Annotated in this window: 17 protein-coding genes; all 17 read left to right on the top strand. The window is 61.8% G+C overall.

Annotated features, from left to right (window positions below; genetic code table 11):
- Window positions 1-295: 295 nt before the first annotated feature.
- The 17 genes from ACF8FG_RS03200 to ACF8FG_RS03120 all read left to right on the top strand — a co-directional run bounded on the left by ACF8FG_RS03200 (window position 296) and on the right by ACF8FG_RS03120 (window position 17,636).
- Window positions 296-1,741 (top strand): flagellin, encoded by a 1,446-nt coding sequence (locus ACF8FG_RS03200; protein ID WP_064491814.1) that lies wholly within the window; start codon window positions 296-298, stop codon window positions 1,739-1,741.
- Window positions 1,742-1,817: 76 nt separating this feature from the next.
- Window positions 1,818-2,174 (top strand): flagellar protein FlaG, encoded by a 357-nt coding sequence (locus ACF8FG_RS03195; RefSeq protein WP_190869603.1) that lies wholly within the window; start codon window positions 1,818-1,820, stop codon window positions 2,172-2,174.
- 83 nt (window positions 2,175-2,257) lie between these two features.
- Window positions 2,258-3,646, top strand: a complete 1,389-nt coding sequence (gene fliD / locus ACF8FG_RS03190) for a flagellar filament capping protein FliD (RefSeq protein ID WP_119714055.1) — start codon at window positions 2,258-2,260, stop codon at window positions 3,644-3,646.
- A gap of 126 nt (window positions 3,647-3,772) precedes the next feature.
- Window positions 3,773-4,174, top strand: a complete 402-nt coding sequence (gene fliS / locus ACF8FG_RS03185) for a flagellar export chaperone FliS (protein WP_019438376.1) — start codon at window positions 3,773-3,775, stop codon at window positions 4,172-4,174.
- Between the two features lie 16 nt (window positions 4,175-4,190).
- Window positions 4,191-4,484 carry a flagellar protein FliT gene (locus ACF8FG_RS03180; RefSeq protein WP_318081825.1) on the top strand — a complete coding sequence of 98 codons (294 nt, stop codon included), beginning with the start codon at window positions 4,191-4,193 and terminating at the stop codon, window positions 4,482-4,484.
- Window positions 4,485-4,652: 168 nt separating this feature from the next.
- Window positions 4,653-6,128 (top strand): transcriptional regulator FleQ, encoded by a 1,476-nt coding sequence (fleQ, locus tag ACF8FG_RS03175; protein ID WP_119714053.1) that lies wholly within the window; start codon window positions 4,653-4,655, stop codon window positions 6,126-6,128.
- 202 nt (window positions 6,129-6,330) lie between these two features.
- Complete coding sequence (locus tag ACF8FG_RS03170; RefSeq protein ID WP_076402696.1) at window positions 6,331-7,548, top strand: PAS domain-containing sensor histidine kinase; 1,218 nt, start codon at window positions 6,331-6,333, stop codon at window positions 7,546-7,548.
- Entirely contained in the window at window positions 7,548-8,903 is a 1,356-nt protein-coding gene (locus tag ACF8FG_RS03165; RefSeq protein ID WP_064491809.1) for a sigma-54 dependent transcriptional regulator, read from the top strand. Before ACF8FG_RS03170 ends, ACF8FG_RS03165 begins: the two co-directional genes overlap by 1 nt.
- A gap of 262 nt (window positions 8,904-9,165) precedes the next feature.
- Window positions 9,166-9,498, top strand: a complete 333-nt coding sequence (gene fliE / locus ACF8FG_RS03160; protein ID WP_003254438.1) for a flagellar hook-basal body complex protein FliE — start codon at window positions 9,166-9,168, stop codon at window positions 9,496-9,498.
- Window positions 9,499-9,513: 15 nt separating this feature from the next.
- Window positions 9,514-11,292, top strand: a complete 1,779-nt coding sequence (gene fliF / locus ACF8FG_RS03155) for a flagellar basal-body MS-ring/collar protein FliF (RefSeq protein WP_014590150.1) — start codon at window positions 9,514-9,516, stop codon at window positions 11,290-11,292.
- The gene (fliG, locus tag ACF8FG_RS03150; RefSeq protein WP_003254434.1) at window positions 11,285-12,304 is read left to right on the top strand and encodes a flagellar motor switch protein FliG; all 1,020 of its coding nucleotides are present in this window, start codon (window positions 11,285-11,287) and stop codon (window positions 12,302-12,304) included. The genes fliF and fliG overlap by 8 nt, the downstream gene beginning before the upstream one ends.
- A gap of 162 nt (window positions 12,305-12,466) precedes the next feature.
- Entirely contained in the window at window positions 12,467-13,258 is a 792-nt protein-coding gene (gene fliH, locus ACF8FG_RS03145) for a flagellar assembly protein FliH (protein ID WP_019438391.1), read from the top strand.
- Window positions 13,248-14,603: a flagellar protein export ATPase FliI gene (gene fliI / locus ACF8FG_RS03140; protein ID WP_014590152.1), complete on the top strand. Its 1,356-nt coding sequence runs from the start codon at window positions 13,248-13,250 to the stop codon at window positions 14,601-14,603. Before fliH ends, fliI begins: the two co-directional genes overlap by 11 nt.
- Before the next feature lie 6 nt (window positions 14,604-14,609).
- On the top strand, window positions 14,610-15,062 hold the full coding sequence (fliJ, locus tag ACF8FG_RS03135) for a flagellar export protein FliJ (RefSeq protein WP_003254427.1): 453 nt from the start codon (window positions 14,610-14,612) through the stop codon (window positions 15,060-15,062).
- Window positions 15,063-15,234: 172 nt separating this feature from the next.
- A complete protein-coding gene (locus tag ACF8FG_RS03130; protein WP_003254426.1) occupies window positions 15,235-15,540 on the top strand; it encodes an STAS domain-containing protein in 306 nt (101 codons plus the stop codon).
- A gap of 8 nt (window positions 15,541-15,548) precedes the next feature.
- Window positions 15,549-17,240 (top strand): fused response regulator/phosphatase, encoded by a 1,692-nt coding sequence (locus ACF8FG_RS03125; protein ID WP_014590153.1) that lies wholly within the window; start codon window positions 15,549-15,551, stop codon window positions 17,238-17,240.
- Window positions 17,241-17,288: 48 nt separating this feature from the next.
- Window positions 17,289-17,636 carry an Hpt domain-containing protein gene (locus tag ACF8FG_RS03120; RefSeq protein WP_004577674.1) on the top strand — a complete coding sequence of 116 codons (348 nt, stop codon included), beginning with the start codon at window positions 17,289-17,291 and terminating at the stop codon, window positions 17,634-17,636.
- Window positions 17,637-17,654 lie beyond the last annotated feature (18 nt).

Genomic DNA, 17,654 nt, shown 5'->3' with positions numbered 1-17,654 from the left:
GTTTACCCGCGAAGAAGGCAGCTCGGTCTATGGCACCGGCTTCGCCGGTATTCGCGGGTGAACCCGCTCCTACAGACGGAATGAGGCATTCAGCCCAGCTCGAACAGTTTTTGACGCCAATAAACCGCCCTTAACCCCTTGATTTCTCAGGGCTGGCCCCATGCCAGTATTTTTTTTTTGAAAAAACCCTCAAGCAACCCGCGCACCCGACGATAACCATTACGAAGGTTCTCTAGGCCAATCCGGCGGTTGCCAAGGCCGGAAGCCGCAGTACCCATCCAACGAGGATTTCGTCATGGCTTTAACTGTAAACACCAACATTGCGTCGATCACCACCCAGGGCAACCTGACCAAGGCGAGCAACGCTCAGACCACTTCGATGCAGCGTCTGTCCTCGGGTCTGCGCATCAACAGCGCTAAAGACGACGCTGCCGGCCTGCAGATCGCCAACCGTCTGACCAGCCAGATCAATGGCCTGGGCCAGGCTGTGAAGAACGCCAACGACGGTATCTCGATCGCCCAGACCGCTGAAGGTGCAATGCAGGCCTCGACCGACATCCTGCAGAAAATGCGTACCCTGGCCCTGTCCTCGGCTACTGGCTCGCTGAGCGCCGACGACCGTAAGTCGAACAACGACGAATACCAGGCTCTGACCGCTGAGCTGAACCGTATCTCGGATACCACCACCTTCGGTGGCCAGAAGCTGCTGGACGGTTCGTACGGCACCAAGGCCATTCAGGTCGGCGCAAACGCCAACGAAACCATCAACCTGACTCTGGATAACGTTTCGGCCAAGAGCATTGGTTCGCAGCAAGTCAAGAGCGTTGGTATCACCCCAGGCGCAACCGGTATTGCTGGCGGTGCAGTCACCGTCACTGGTAACGGCCAGAGCACTGACGTGACGCTCGCTGCAGGTGCTTCCGCCAAGGAAATCGCCAAGACCCTGAACGGCGCAGTAGGTGGCCTGACCGCTACCGCAAGCACCGAAGTCGAATTCACCATTGACGAAGCAGCTATCGCTGCTGCCACCCCGGCATCCGCCAACTTCAAACTCGAAGTCGGCGGTCAGACTGTCGACTTCGTGGGTGTCACCGACACCGCCGGTCTTGCTGATCAGCTGAAGTCCAACGCTGCCAAGCTGGGTATCAGCGTCAACTATGACGAGACCAAGGGCACTCTGTCGGTCAAGTCCGATACCGGTGAAAACCTCAAGTTCACTGCTGCCGACGCCGGTGCTGTTGCAGGTATCGAAGTTGCTGCCAAAGACGGTTCGGGCAAACTTGGTACTGCCGCCGCGTTGGATGCAGCCACTCTGATCGTTACCGGCGCCGTTAACCTGGACTCCGCCAAGGGCTACTCGCTGACCGGCGCTGGCGTTGAAGACCTGTTCGCGGGTACTGGTGTTACCGCTGTGACTTCGGCCAAGACCTCTATCGCCGAAACCGACGTGACCGACGCCACCAACGCTCAGAACGCTCTGGCTGTTATCGACAAAGCGATCGGCTCCATCGACAGCGTCCGTTCGGGCCTGGGTGCTACCCAGAACCGTCTGCAGACCACCGTCGACAACCTGCAGAACATCCAGAAGAACTCCACCGCTGCCCGCTCCACCGTGCAGGACGTGGACTTCGCTTCGGAAACTGCCGAGCTGACCAAGCAGCAGACTCTGCAGCAGGCTTCGACTGCGATCCTGTCGCAGGCTAACCAGCTGCCATCGTCGGTCCTGAAACTGCTTCAGTAATTCAGGCGCTTGAGTGAAGGGTGAAAGGGTGCGTTTACGTGCCCTTTCACCCTTTTTGACATGAGGAGTTCGAAACATGGACATGAGTGTCAAGCTGAACCAGGTGTATCCAACCGTGTTACCCCAGGCGCCAGGAGCTGATCGCGAGCGGGACCCGGCTATGCCTGCCAAGGTGCAGGAAGCCGCTGCCTCCGATAATCAGCCGCACTCGCGCGAGGACCTGGAAAAAGCGGTTGGCGAAATTCGTGATTTCGTCCAGTCGAGCCAGCGCCAGCTGGACTTTTCCATTGACGATTCCACGGGCCGGATTGTAGTCAAGGTGATTGCTACCCAGTCCGGTGAGGTAATCCGGCAACTTCCATCGGAAGCTGCGCTGAAATTGGCGCAGAGCCTCAGTGAAGCCAGCAGCCTGCTGTTCGACGGTCAGGCATAGGCTGGCATGATTTTTGTTGTTGTCGACTATTTGATGGATTTATCCGCCAAGGATCCGGCAGCTACTGAACAAGGAGAGCAATGATGGCAGGTACAACAGTCAGCGGTATTGGCTCGGGCATCGATACCCAGGCGATCGTCGAATCCCTGGTGGCCGCGCAGAAGGCGCCGAAGCAGGCGCAGATCAATACCCAAACGCTGAAGGCAACCACCACGTTGTCCTCTATTGGCAAGATCCAGGCGGCCCTTGATGCGTTCCGCGGCGCCTTGACCAACATGACTGATTCCAACAGCTTTGGTGGCCTGAGCCTGAAGTCTTCGGATGAAAAAGTCGCGACCGTCACCATGGGGACTGGGGCTGCGAACGGCTCGTTCAAGCTGATCGTCGACAAGTTGGCGACTGCGTCAAAAGTTTCGACCAAAGTGTATGCAGATGGTGCGGGATCGGTAGTCAATAGTGGCAGTACCCCGACTACGCTGACCATCAGTCAGGGCGGCAAGGACTTCGACCTCAGTGTGCCCGCCGGCGCCACATTGCAGCAGGTGCGCGACAGCATCAATAGCCAGTTTGGCGTAGCGGGCCTTAGCGCCAACGTGCTGACGGATGCCAATGGCTCTCGCCTGATCGTCACCTCGACGAAAATGGGGGAGGGCTCTGACATTACCCTTTCCGGTAATTCGGGCATCGATACCGGCTATACCGTTGTAGATGAGCCGACGGACGCCGAGTACACCCTGGACGGCATTGCCATGAAGTCCAAGACCAACGACATCACCGATGCTGTCAGTGGTCTCAATATTAAGCTGGTGGGTGTTTCACCGATAAACGCTACCAGTGGCGAGCCTACGGCGACCATCCTCTCGCTGACTACCAGTTCCACAACGTTGAAGTCAGGCCTCAAAGGTTTCATCGATACCTACAATGCCTTGCTCACCGTGATGAACGAGGAAACCAAGGTCACCAAAAACGCCAATGGCACCATGACAGCTGCGGCGCTTACCGGTGATGCCACCATGCGCACGTTGATGACCTCCATTCGTGAGGAGCTCAATGCGGTATCGGGCAACGGAACCTTGAAATCGCTCGCTGCCTTTGGTGTCAGTTCGTCCCAGGATGGCGGTGCGCTGAGCCTGGACGACAAGAAGTGGGACAAGGTTGCCTCCACCAACGCGGCGGACCTGACCAGTATTTTCAATGGCAAGGATGGCCTGCTGGCGCGTCTGCAAAAAGTCACCGAGCCATTCGCCAAGGCCGCAACCGGCACCCTGGCCGAGCGCTCCAAGGTCCTGAGCGAGAGCCTGACCAAGCTCACGGCCGAGCAGGAAACCCTGGATGCTCGCATGGAAGCCCTGCAGAAGAGCCTGCAGGACAAGTACAACAACATGGATACCCTGGTCACCCAGCTGCGTCAGCAGCAGAACTCGGTGCTGAGTACCCTCAACGCACTGAACAAGGCGAACAGCGACGATTGATCCGTGAACCTTGCATGAAGTCCTGCAAGATGCCGGGCTTCATGTCATCGGTCGGTAAAGTTTTTCGCCGCCTGCCCGATACAAGGAATATCTCCCCCTTAAGCCTGCCCGTCACGAGGTCGCAAGATGAATCCCATGAGAGCCCTTCGTCAGTACCAGAAGGTCAATTCCCATGCCCAGATTTCCGAAGCCACGCCCCATCGCCTGGTGCAGATGCTGATGGAAGGCGGCCTCGATCGCATGGCGCAGGCCAAGGGTGCGATGGCGCGTGGCGACATTGCGGAAAAGGGCCTGATGCTGGGCAAGGCGATCGACATCATCATCGGCTTGCGCGATGGCTTGTCGCCTGAAAAAAGCGAAAACCCGGAGTACGTCGAAAAGCTCGACGCCCTCTATGTCTACATGACCAATCGCCTCATGCAGGCCAATGTGGATAACGATGCCAGCATTATCGACGAAGTTGCCCAGCTGCTGATTACCGTGAAAAGTGGCTGGGACGGCATTGCCGACGCCCAGCCTGCCAGCTGATGGCAAGGAGATTACCGTGAGCGCACTGCAACGCCTCGATGACACCTGCGATGCCCTGATCGGGGCCTTGGATGAGCGTGACTGGGAAGCCATTGCCAAGCTGGATGTGGCGTGCCGCGCGTGCATCGACGAGGTGCTGGAAACCCATGCGATGGACCAGGCGTTGCTGCGCGAGAAGCTGGAAGGGGTGCTGCGGCTCTACCGTAACCTGATCGATGTGACAACCGGTGAACGCCAGGCAATTGCCGAAGAGATGATGCAGATCAATCAAGCGAAAAATGCATCGAAGGTTTACCATCTCTTCAGTTAAGATGCGCACGACTTAACAAAAGGCGCCATAAATTTGACTGTGTGGGCCTTTTTGACTTTACTAGTGGCTGTTTTCGAATTTCAGACGTCCGAACACTGACCATTCAGTCGGAATGATGTCGAGCACGCCCCTGCAGGGCGCCGATATGACTAGGGAAGTTGCTATTGCATGTGGCGTGAAACCAAGATTCTGCTGATCGATGACGACAGCGCGCGCCGCCGCGACCTTGCGGTGGTGCTGAACTTCCTCGGCGAAGAAAACCTCGCGTGTGCCAGCCATGACTGGCAGCAGGCGGTCGAGCCATTGTCCTCGAGCCGCGAAGTGCTGTGCGTGCTCATCGGCACCGTAAATGCTCCGGGCAATCTGCTTGGGTTGCTTAAGACAGTGGCTACCTGGGATGAGTTCCTTCCAGTTTTGCTTTTAGGTGAAATTTCTTCCGCCGAGCTGCCGGAAGACCTTCGCCGCCGGGTGCTTTCCAACCTGGAAATGCCGCCAAGCTACAGCCAATTGCTGGACTCGCTGCACCGTGCCCAGGTCTACCGCGAAATGTATGACCAGGCGCGCGAGCGGGGTCGCCAGCGCGAGCCCAATCTGTTCCGTAGCCTGGTTGGCACCAGTCGTGCCATTCAGCACGTGCGGCAAATGATGCAGCAAGTGGCGGATACCGACGCCAGCGTGCTGATCCTGGGTGAGTCGGGCACCGGCAAGGAAGTGGTGGCGCGTAACCTGCACTACCATTCCAAGCGCCGCGAAGCGCCGTTCGTGCCGGTCAACTGTGGCGCGATCCCGGCCGAGCTGCTGGAAAGCGAACTGTTCGGCCACGAGAAGGGCGCCTTTACCGGGGCCATCACCAGCCGTGCCGGGCGGTTCGAGCTGGCCAACGGCGGTACCCTGTTCCTCGACGAAATCGGCGACATGCCGTTGCCGATGCAGGTCAAGCTGCTGCGTGTGCTGCAGGAGCGCACCTTCGAGCGCGTGGGCAGCAACAAGACCCAGAGCATCGACGTGCGCATCATCGCTGCAACGCACAAAAACCTCGAGAACATGATCGAGGACGGCACCTTTCGCGAAGACCTGTACTACCGCTTGAACGTGTTCCCTATCGAAATGGCACCGCTGCGTGAGCGGGTGGAAGACATCCCGTTGCTGATGAACGAGCTGATTTCGCGCATGGAGCACGAGAAGCGCGGTTCCATTCGCTTCAATTCCGCCTCGATCATGTCGCTGTGTCGTCACGGCTGGCCGGGCAACGTGCGCGAGCTGGCCAACCTGGTCGAGCGCATGGCGATCATGCACCCGTACGGGGTCATTGGCGTGTCGGAACTGCCGAAGAAATTCCGCTATGTCGATGACGAAGACGAGCAGATGGTCGACAGCCTGCGCAGCGACCTGGAAGAGCGCGTGGCGATCAATGGCCACACACCAAACTTCAGCAACCACGCCATGCTGCCGCCCGAAGGCCTGGACCTCAAGGACTACCTGGGTAGCCTGGAGCAGGGCCTGATCCAGCAGGCGCTGGACGATGCCAACGGTATCGTTGCGCGCGCGGCTGAACGTTTGCGTATTCGCCGTACCACCCTGGTGGAGAAAATGCGCAAGTACGGCATGAGCCGCCAAGGTGGCGAGGAACAGGCGGAAGATTGAAGCCTGGCGGTTGCCTATGATGGCTTCTTCGCGGGCACGCCCGCTCCCACAGGATCGATACACATCTTCAATTCGGTGATATCCCTGTGGGAGCGGGCATGCCCGCGAAGAGGCCGGCACAAATCCCTATCTCCGGCACGGCTATTGCTACACCGCTGGCAACACACCGTTTTTATGACGGTCAGCCACGCGAGAGAGCACGATGCCCCAGGCCGCCCACGTATCCCGAGCCCCCGATCAGCAGGGGCAAACCCCGGTCGCGCAGGACAGCGGCCAGGGTATCGCGCAAGCCTTTGCCCTGTTCAATCAGGTGTCTAGCCAGCTGAGCCAGTCCTACAGCCTGCTTGAAGCCCGGGTCAGTGAGCTCAAAGGTGAGCTGGCCGTGGTCAGCGCCCAGCGCATCGACGAACTGAGTGAAAAGGAACGCCTGGCCAACCGCCTGCAGAACCTGCTCGACTTGCTGCCCGGCGGGGTGATCGTGATCGACGGCCAGGGCCTGGTGCGCGAAGCCAATCCGGCTGCCTGCGAGTTGCTCGGCGAGCCTCTGATCGGCCAATTGTGGCGCCAGGTGATCACCCGTAGCTTTGCTCCGCGCAAGGACGACGGCCATGAAGTCTCGCTGCGCGACGGTCGCCGCCTGTCGATCGCCACCCGCTCGCTGGATGCCGAGCCTGGCCAATTGGTGCTGCTCAACGACCTGACTGAAACCCGTCGCCTCCAGGACCAGCTGGCTCGCCACGAGCGCCTGTCGTCGTTGGGGCGCATGGTTGCCTCGCTGGCCCACCAGATCCGCACACCGCTGTCGGCAGCCATGCTGTATGCCGGCCACCTGGCCGATAGCGAGCAAGCGCTGAGCGCGGAAACCCGCCTGCGCTTCGCCGCGACCCTGAAGGAGCGCCTTCACGAGCTGGAACATCAGGTGCGCGACATGCTGGTGTTTGCCCGTGGCGAGTTGCCGCTGGGGGATCGGGTGACCCCGAAAGCGCTATTCCAGGCCTTGCAACAGGCGGCCCAGGCACATGTGCAGGGGCACGCCGTGCGCTGGCAGTGCGACAGTCATCTGGGTGAGTTGCTGTGCAACCGCGACACCCTGGTCGGCGCCTTGCTCAACCTGATTGAAAATGCCCTGCAGGCAAGCGATGGCCCGGCACGGCTGAAGGTGCACCTGTACCGCCGCGAACGTAGCTTGCACCTGTGCGTCAGCGATGCCGGCAGCGGTATCGATGCAGGCTTGCTCGGCCGTTTGGGCGAGCCGTTCCTTACCACCAAGGCCACTGGTACCGGCCTGGGCCTGGCCGTGGTCAAGGCGGTGGTGCGTGCGCATCAGGGCACGATCAACCTGCGCTCGAAAGTCGGCCGTGGTACCTGCGTGCGGGTAGAGCTGCCGTTGATCGACGGGCAATTGGCGGAGGGGGTGTAATGGCAATCAAGGTGCTGCTGGTCGAGGATGACCGCGTATTGCGCCAGGCGCTGGGCGATACCCTGGAAATCGGCGGTTTCGCCTATCAGGCAGTGGGCAGTGCCGAAGAAGCGCTGGAGGCCGTACTCGAAGACGCGTTCAGCCTGGTGGTCAGTGACGTCAACATGCCCGGTATGGATGGGCACCAGTTGCTGAGCCAGCTGCGCCGCCAGCAGCCACAGTTGCCGGTGCTGTTGATGACGGCGCATGCCGCCGTCGAGCGTGCGGTCGAGGCCATGCGTCAAGGCGCCGCCGACTACCTGGTCAAACCGTTCGAGCCCAAGGCGCTGCTCAACCTCGTGGAGCGGCATGCCGCCGGGCGTGTGACCGGCGAAGAAGGGCCGGTGGCCTGCGAGCCGGCCAGCCGCCAATTGCTGGAGCTGGCGGCCCGTGTGGCGCGCAGTGACTCGACCGTGCTGATTTCCGGCGAGTCCGGTACTGGCAAAGAAGTGCTGGCGCGCTACATTCACCAGCAGTCCCCGCGTGCGGCGCAGCCCTTCGTGGCGATCAACTGCGCGGCGATCCCCGACAACATGCTCGAGGCCACCCTGTTCGGCCACGAGAAGGGTGCCTTCACCGGTGCTATTGCGGCTCAGGCTGGCAAGTTCGAGCAGGCCGAAGGCGGCACCTTGCTGCTCGACGAAATCTCGGAAATGCCCATGGCCTTGCAGGCCAAGCTGCTGCGTGTGCTGCAGGAGCGCGAGGTGGAGCGGGTAGGCGGGCGCAAGCCGATCAGCCTGGACATTCGGGTGCTGGCCACCACCAACCGCGACCTGGCCGGCGAGGTGGCGGCCGGGCGCTTCCGCGAAGACCTGTACTACCGCCTGTCGGTGTTCCCGCTGGCCTGGCGCCCGCTGCGTGAGCGGCCGGGCGATATCCTGCAGTTGGCCGAGCGCCTGCTGGCGCGCCATGTGGCCAAGATGAAGCATGCCCCGGTGCGCCTCTCGCCAGCGGCTCGGGCCTGCCTGCAAGCCTATGCCTGGCCGGGCAACGTGCGCGAACTGGACAACGCCCTGCAGCGGGCGTTGATTCTGCAGCAGGGTGGCGTGATCGAGGCGGCGGATTTTTGTCTGGCAGGCGCCATTCCATTGTCGGCTGGCACCGAGCCATCTCTCGAGGTGGTTGCTGATGCCGGCGGCCTGGGGGATGACATGCGTCGCCATGAGTACCAGATGATCATCGACACCCTGCGCGCCGAGCGCGGCCGCCGCAAAGAGGCGGCCGAACGCCTGGGGATCAGTCCGCGGACGTTGCGCTACAAGCTGGCGCAGATGCGGGATGCCGGGTTTGACGTCGAGGCCAGCCTGTTCGGCTGATTGGCCAATCATCTGCAACTGGCGCGGACCTCTGGGGAGCGGCCTTGTGTCGCGAATGGGGCGCGAAGCGGCCCCAGGTCTTCAGCTCCGCCGCAAAGATCGCCGGGGCCGCTTTGCGGCCCATTCGCGACGCAAGGCCGCTCCCACAGGAATTGTGTGATCCCAGGGAAATTAGTCGCGAAGGCTGGCACCTTTGTTGCTTTAGGTAGGTCATTCGCCGCATGACTGTCAAAAAAATGCGGCCGCAGGAGAGAGAAGGGTCATGAGCCAAGGTGTTGAATTCAATCGTCTGATGTTGGACATGCGGGCCATGCAGGCCGATGCCATGTCGTTGCCCAAGGTCACTGCCGCCCCCGAGCTGGCGCCAGGGCAAAGCACCTTCGCCGACATGCTCGGCCAGGCCATCGGCAAGGTGCATGAGACGCAGCAAGCTTCGACCCAACTGGCCAACGCGTTCGAAATCGGCAAGAGCGGCGTCGACCTGACTGACGTGATGATCGCTTCGCAAAAGGCCAGCGTGTCGATGCAAGCCATGACCCAGGTACGCAACAAGCTGGTCCAGGCGTACCAGGACATCATGCAGATGCCGGTTTGAGGACGGATGTAACCCATGGCTGAAGCAGTCGTCGAAAACGCCCCCGCCAAAGCTGGCTCGCCAGCGGCCAAGCCGCCGCTGTTTGGCATGGCGTTTCTGGAAAACATCTCGCAGATGCCCATGCTGCGCCAGATCGGCCTCATGGTCGGCCTGGCGGCCAGCGTGGCCATCGGCTTTGCCGTGGTGCTGTGGTCGCAACAACCCGATTACCGTCCGTTGTACGGCAGCCTGTCGGGCATGGACACCAAGCAGGTCATGGACACCCTGGCTGCTGCTGACATCCCCTATAACGTGGAGCCCAACTCGGGTGCCCTGCTGGTCAAGGCCGACGACCTCTCCCGTGCGCGCCTGAAACTGGCAGCCGCCGGCGTGGCGCCGAGCGACGGCAATGTCGGCTTCGAACTGCTCGACAAGGAGCAGGGCCTGGGCACCAGCCAGTTCATGGAAACCACCCGCTACCGCCGCAGCCTGGAAGGCGAACTGGCACGTACCGTTTCCAGCCTCAACAACGTCAAGGCTGCGCGCGTGCACCTGGCCATTCCGAAAAGTTCGGTGTTCGTGCGTGATGAACGCAAGCCCAGCGCCTCGGTACTGGTCGAGCTGTACCCAGGCCGGGCACTGGAAGCCGGGCAGGTGATGGCCATCGTCAACCTGGTCGCCACCAGCGTGCCGGAACTGGACAAATCCCAGGTCACCGTCGTCGACCAGAAGGGCAACCTGCTGTCCGAGCAGATTCAGGATTCCGCGCTGACCCAGGCCGGCAAGCAGTTCGACTACAGCCGCCGGGTGGAAAGCATGCTCACCCAGCGTGTGCACAACATTCTGCAGCCGGTGTTGGGCAACGACCGCTACAAGGCCGAAGTGTCCGCCGACCTCGACTTCAGCGCGGTCGAGTCCACCTCCGAACAGTTCAACCCCGACCAGCCGGCGTTGCGCAGCGAGCAGTCGGTCGACGAACAACGTGCCAGCAGCCAAGGCCCGCAAGGCGTGCCTGGCGCGCTGAGCAACCAGCCACCCGGTGCCGCTTCGGCACCGCAGACCACCGGTGGCGCGGCTACCCCGGCTGCCGCCATTCAGCCTGGCCAACCGCTGGTGGATGCCAACGGCCAGCAGATCATGGACCCGGCCACCGGTCAGCCGATGCTCGCGCCGTACCCGTCAGACAAACGTCAGCAAAGCACCAAGAACTTCGAGCTGGACCGTTCCATCAGTCACACTCGCCAGCAGCAGGGGCGCATGACCCGCCTGTCGGTAGCGGTGGTGGTGGACGACCAGGTCAAGATCGACCCGGCCACTGGCGATACCACGCGGGCACCGTGGGGTGCCGAGGACCTGGCGCGCTTTACCCGCCTGGTGCAGGACGCAGTCGGCTTCGATGCCAGCCGTGGCGACAGCGTGACGGTAATCAACGTGCCGTTCGCCGCCGACCGTGGCGAGGAAATCGCCGATATCGCTTTCTACCAGCAACCCTGGTTCTGGGACATCGTCAAGCAGGTGCTGGGTGTGGTGTTCATCCTGGTGCTGGTGTTCGGCGTGCTTCGGCCAGTGCTGAACAACATTACCGGGGGCGGCAAGCAGGCTGCCCCGGACAGCGACATGGAGCTGGGCGGCATGATGGGTCTGGATGGCGAACTGGCCAACGACCGCGTCAGCCTGGGTGGCCCGACAAGCATTCTGCTGCCTAGCCCGAGCGAGGGTTACGAGGCACAGCTCAACGCAATCAAAGGCCTGGTGGCCGAAGACCCGGGCCGTGTGGCTCAGGTCGTGAAAGACTGGATCAACGCCGATGAGTGATAACCGAGCCGTTACCGCCAAGCTGAGCCGCGTCGACAAGGCGGCGATCCTTCTGCTCTCGCTGGGCGAGACCGATGCGGCCCAAGTGCTGCGGCACATGGGCCCGAAGGAAGTGCAGCGGGTAGGTGTGGCAATGGCGCAGATGGGCAATGTGCACCGTGACCAGGTCGAACAGGTGATGAGCGAGTTCGTCGACATTGTCGGCGACCAAACCAGCCTGGGCGTCGGTTCTGATGCGTACATCCGCAAGATGCTCAACCAGGCTCTGGGCGAGGACAAGGCCAACGGCCTGGTCGACCGCATCCTGCTCGGTGGCAATACCAGCGGCCTGGACAGCCTCAAGTGGATGGAACCGCGTGCCGTGGCCGACGTGATCCGCTACGAGCACCCGCAGATCCAGGCCATCGTGGTGGCCTATCTCGATCCTGACCAGGCCGGTGAAGTGCTGAGCAACTTCGACCACAAGGTGCGCCTGGACATCGTCTTGCGCGTGTCATCGCTGAACACCGTGCAACCCGCGGCGCTGAAGGAGCTGAACCAGATTCTCGAGAAGCAGTTCTCGGGCAACTCCAACGCCGCGCGCACCACCCTGGGTGGCATCAAGCGGGCGGCGGACATCATGAACTTCCTCGACAGTTCGGTGGAAGGCGCACTGATGGACGCGATCCGCGAAATCGACAGCGACCTGTCGGAGCAGATCGAAGACCTGATGTTCGTCTTCAACAACCTGGCCGACGTCGACGACCGGGGCATCCAGGCGCTGTTGCGCGAAGTGTCCTCCGACGTGTTGGTAGTGTCGCTCAAGGGCGCCGACGAGCGGGTCAAGGACAAGATTTTCAAGAACATGTCCAAACGTGCTTCGGAGCTGCTGCGCGACGATCTGGAGGCCAAAGGGCCGGTACGGGTCAGCGACGTGGAAACCGCGCAAAAAGAAATCCTCACCATTGCCCGGCGTATGGCCGAGGCCGGCGAAATCGTCCTCGGCGGCAAGGGCGCCGAGGAAATGATCTAAGGTATTCGCGATCCCATAGCCGACGTCGCCTTTTGTAGGAGCGGGTTTACCCGCGAAGGCGTCGGTCCTGGCAATCGAGGTTGTCGCTGCCGACGCATTCGCGGGTGAACCCGCTCCTACAAGGGGCCGTGTCGGCCGAACATGGTTTGAGAACATGACAGCATGTCCACTAAAGAACACCACCCCAGCGACTTGATCCGCGCCCGCGACCTTGAGGGCGTGGACGTGTGGGCGCTGCCCAGCTTCGACCCGGAACCGGAGCCCGAACCGGAGCCTGAGCCTGAGCCCGAGGTCATCGAGGAAGTCGAGGAAGTGCCGCTGGAAGAAGTCCAGCCGCTGACCCTGGAAGAGCTCGAAGCCATCCGTCAGGAGGCCTACAACGAGGGTTTCGCCACCGGTGAGCGCGAGGGCTTCCACAGCACCCAGCTCAAGGTCCGGCAGGAGGCCGAAGAGGCCCTGAAAACCAAGCTCGACAGCCTCGAACGGCTGATGGCCAACCTGATGGAGCCTATCGCCGAGCAAGACACGCAGATCGAGAAAAGCCTGGTGCACCTGATCGCGCACATGAGCCGCCAGGTGATTGGTCGCGAACTACGCAACGATTCCAGTCAGATCACTCAGGTGCTGCGCGAAGCGCTCAAGCTGCTGCCCATGGGCGCGGACAATATCCGCATCCACCTCAACCCGCAGGATTTCGAGCTGGCCAAGGCCCTGCGCGAACGCCATGAGGAGAACTGGCGGCTGCTGGAAGACAGCGCGCTGCTGCCGGGTGGTTGCCGCATCGAGACGGCCCACAGCCGTATCGATGCCACCATGGAAACGCGTATCGAAAAAGCGGTGGCGCAGCTGTTCGACCAGTTGCACGATCATTCCCTGCACCCGGCGGCGCCAGACATGTCGATAGACCTGGATGCGCCGGTCGAGCGTACCGTGGGCCGCCCAGATGCGCCTTGAACGCACCAGCTTCGGCAAGCGCCTGGGCACTTACGCTGAGGCCATCGAGCTGCCGGCCCAGCCCATCGTCGAAGGCCGCTTGCTGCGTATGGTCGGCCTCACCCTGGAAGCCGAAGGCCTGCGCGCAGCAGTGGGCAGCCGCTGCCTGGTGATCAACGATGACAGTTATCACCCGGTGCAGGTCGAGGCCGAAGTCATGGGCTTTTCCGGGCCCAAGGTGTTTCTGATGCCGGTGGGCAGCATCGTCGGCATCGCTCCGGGGGCCCGGGTAGTGCCGCTGGATGACGGCGGCCGTTTGCCCATGGGCATGAGCATGCTGGGCCGGGTGCTCGACGGCGCCGGCCGTGCGCTGGATGGCAAGGGCGGGATGAAGGCCGAGGACTGGGTGCCGATGGACGGCCCGGTGATCAACCCGCTCAACCGCGACCCTATCAGCAAGCCGTTGGATGTGGGCATTCGCAGTATCAATGGCCTGCTTACCGTCGGCCGTGGCCAGCGGTTAGGCCTGTTCGCCGGTACCGGGGTGGGTAAATCGGTATTGCTGGGCATGATGACCCGTTTCACCGAGGCCGAAATCATCGTGGTCGGCCTGATCGGTGAGCGGGGGCGCGAGGTAAAGGAGTTCATCGAGCACATCCTCGGTGAGGAGGGCCTCAAGCGCTCGGTGGTGGTGGCTTCGCCGGCCGACGATGCGCCGCTGATGCGCCTGCGCGCCGCCATGTATTGCACACGCATTGCCGAGTATTTCCGCGACAAAGGCAAGAATGTGCTGTTGCTGATGGACTCGTTGACCCGTTTCGCCCAGGCCCAGCGGGAAATTGCCCTGGCCATCGGCGAGCCGCCGGCCACCCGGGGTTATCCGCCCTCGGTGTTCGCCAAGCTGCCCAAGTTGGTGGAGCGGGCAGGCAATGGCGAACCTGGCGGTGGTTCGATCACTGCGTTCTATACCGTGCTGTCTGAAGGCGACGATCAGCAAGACCCGATCGCCGACTCGGCGCGGGGCGTGCTTGACGGCCACTTTGTGCTGTCGCGTCGGCTGGCTGAGGAAGGCCATTACCCGGCCATCGACATCGAAGCGTCTATCAGCCGGGTCATGCCCCAAGTGGTTGATGCCGACCATTTGCGCCAGGCACAGAAGTTCAAGCAATTGTGGTCGCGTCTGTCGCAAAGCCGCGACCTGATCAGCGTGGGGGCTTATGTCGCCGGCGGTGATCCGGAGACCGACCTGGCCATTGCCTTGCAATCGAAGCTGGTTGAGTTTCTGCGCCAGGGCCTGCGCGAGAACGTGGGCATGGCGCAGAGCCGCGAACAGCTGGGGGCGATTTTCACGCCCCCGGCAGGTTGATAGGCCGTGGCGCTGCCCGGACGTGCCGCGCGCCTGGCGCCGGTGGTGGACATGGCCGAAGAGGCCGAGCGCAAGGCGGCTCAGCGCCTTGGCCATTTCCAGCAGCAGGTGGCCACGGCCCAGGCCAAGCTGGCCGAACTGGAGCGCTTTCGCGAGGATTACCAGCTGCAGTGGATCAACCGCGGCGGGCAAGGGGTCAATGGCAGCTGGCTGGTCAATTACCAGCGTTTTCTCGGCCAACTGGAAACGGCCATGACCCAGCAGCGCCAGAGCCTGGTCTGGCACCAGAACAACCTCAATAACGCCCGGGGTACCTGGCAGCAGGCCTATGCCCGGGTGGAGGGTTTGCGCAAGCTGGTACAGCGCTACCAGGACGAGGCCCGGCGCGCTGAAGACAAGCGCGAGCAGCGCTTGCTGGATGAGCTGTCGCAGCGCCTGCCGCGGCAAAACCATCTATAGGTGTTCGCCGCAGGCCTTGCAGCGGAATAATTGGCCCGAAACAAATGAGAGGTCTTGCCCGCGAATGCGCCGCACGGGCGCCGCAGGTACCAGGGTGAACACTTGCCTCCCCCAGCATCGCCTGCTAAACCTTAAAGCAGTTGCATCCGCCATCATCGAAGGAATCGCTAGCATGGCAGTCGAGACTGATTTTTCGCAGGACGGGAAAAAGCTGACCATCAAGATCAAAGGGCGCTTCGATTTCGGCAAGCATCAGGAGTTTCGCGACGCCTACGAACGCCAGCCCAGGCGGCCGGATTCGGTGGTCGTCGACCTGAAGGACACCACCTACCTCGACAGCTCCGCGCTTGGCATGCTGCTGTTGCTGCGCGACCACGCGGGCGGCGACGAGTCGGATGTGCGGGTAGTGCATGCCAGCTCCGACGTGCGCAAGATTCTCGCTATCTCCAATTTCGAAAAACTCTTCGATATCAGTTGAGCGCCGACATGCCGGCCGAACAGGCGTTAACCGTGCTGGTCGCCGAAGACAGTGCTGTCGATCGCCTTCTACTTGCGCAGATCGTACGCCGCCAGGGGCATCAGGTATTCACTGCGGAAAACGGCGAGCAGGCGGTAGCGCTGTACCTCGAGCGGCGCCCGCAACTGGTGCTGCTGGACGCCCTGATGCCGGTCATGGATGGCTTCGAGGCGGCGCGGCAGATCAAGGCATTGGCTGGCGAAGCGTTGGTGCCGATCATTTTCCTGACATCGCTGAATGAAGAAGAAGGCCTGGTGCGTTGCCTGGAGGCGGGGGGCGATGATTTCATGGCCAAGCCCTACAGTGCGGTGATCCTCGCTGCCAAGATTCGCGCCATGGATCGTCTGCGCCGCTTGCAGGCAACGGTACTGGAACAGCGTGACCAGATCACCCGGCATCACCATCACCTGCTTAACGAACAGCGGGTCGCCAAGGCGGTGTTCGACAAGGTGGCCCACTCTGGTTGCCTTTCTGCGCCCAACATTCGCTACCTGCAATCGCCCTACGCGCTGTTCAATGGCGACCTGATGCTGGCGGCATTTACCCCGGCCGGCGACATGCGTGTGCTGCTTGGCGATTTCACCGGTCACGGCCTGCCGGCGGCGGTCGGCGCCATGCCGATGGCAGAGGTGTTCTACGGCATGACCGCCAAGGGCTACGGCATGGCGCAGATCCTGCGCGAGATGAATGCCAAGCTCAAGCGCATCCTGCCGGTGGACATGTTCTGCTGTGCGCTGTTGCTCAACCTCAGCATGCAGCGCGGCTCGGTGGAGGTGTGGAATGGCGGTATGCCTGATGGCTATCGCCTGTCGGTGGATGGCCAAGTGCTGTCGGCACTGAGTTCGCGGCACCTGCCGCTGGGCATTCTGGCCGCTGAGCGTTTCGATGACAGCACGGAGGTGTTGCCGCTGGCACCGGGCGAGCGCCTGTTGCTGCTGTCAGACGGTGTGATCGATACCGCCGACGACCAGGAACGTCTGTTTGGCGTACAGCGCCTGCGAGCGGTGCTGGCCGACAACCGCGACCCGGTGAAGTTGTTCGATGAGCTGATGCTGGCCCTGGAGCGTTTTGGTGGGCAGCCACGCGATGACATCAGCTTGTGCGATATTCGCATGTTCACTGCCGAGGAGCGGGTGGCGGCCCCGATGATCTACTCTGATAGTGGCCGCTCCAGCCCGCTGGACTGGTCGCTGAGCTTCGAGGTGCGTGGCGAAAGCCTGAAACGCTTCAACCCTGTGCCGTACCTGGTGCAGTTGTTGCAGGAAATTCATGGCCTGCGCGCACGTACCGGCAACCTGCACAGTGTGCTTAGCGAGTTGTATTCCAATGCGCTGGAGCATGGTGTGCTGGGCCTGGACTCACAGCTCAAGCGCGATGTGCAAGGCTTTACCGACTATTACCAGGAGCGTGCCCGGCGCCTGGAATCGCTGACCGAAGGCTTTGTAAGCATCGATTTCAAGGTTGAACCGCATGGTGGCGGTGGGCGTCTGATGATCAAGGTGCGCGACAGCGGTGCCGGCTTCGACGTGCAGCGCGTGCTTGCGCGGCCTTCGCCGGACCAGGGGCTGAGCGGCCGCGGTCTGAATCTGGTGCGGCAGTTGGCCAGTGACGCGCGCTGGAGTGAAGGCGGGCGTTGCGCGCATGTGGAGTTCGTATGGTGAGCCACGGGTTGGCTCGGGCATAATCTGGCTTGATCAAGGAGTGAACAAGTGACTGACATGCATATTGACCACAAGGTACTCAGTGACCTGCGTGAGGTCATGGAAGATGGCTACCTGCAGTTGGTGCAGACTTTTCTGGACGACTCGGAGCGGCGTCTTGGGCAGTTGCACGCGGCCAAAAGCGCCGAGGAACTTGGCGCGGCAGCTCACAGTTTCAAGGGCAGCAGCAGCAACATGGGCGCGGTGGCCTTGGCCAGCCTGTGTCAGCAGCTCGAAGAGCGCGCGCGGCGGCCCCCGTTGTACGGTATTGAAGACTTGATCAGCCGCATCGACATGGAATTCGTCGTGGTGCAGCACTTTTACCGCGGTGAGCAGCAACGTATTTCCGCAGGCTGATACGTGAGTTGGCGCGAG

This window comes from Pseudomonas sp. YQ_6, from assembly GCF_043103245.1.
GTDB lineage: Bacteria > Pseudomonadota > Gammaproteobacteria > Pseudomonadales > Pseudomonadaceae > Aquipseudomonas > Aquipseudomonas alloputida.
This window is presented reverse-complemented; position numbering and strand designations above follow the sequence as displayed.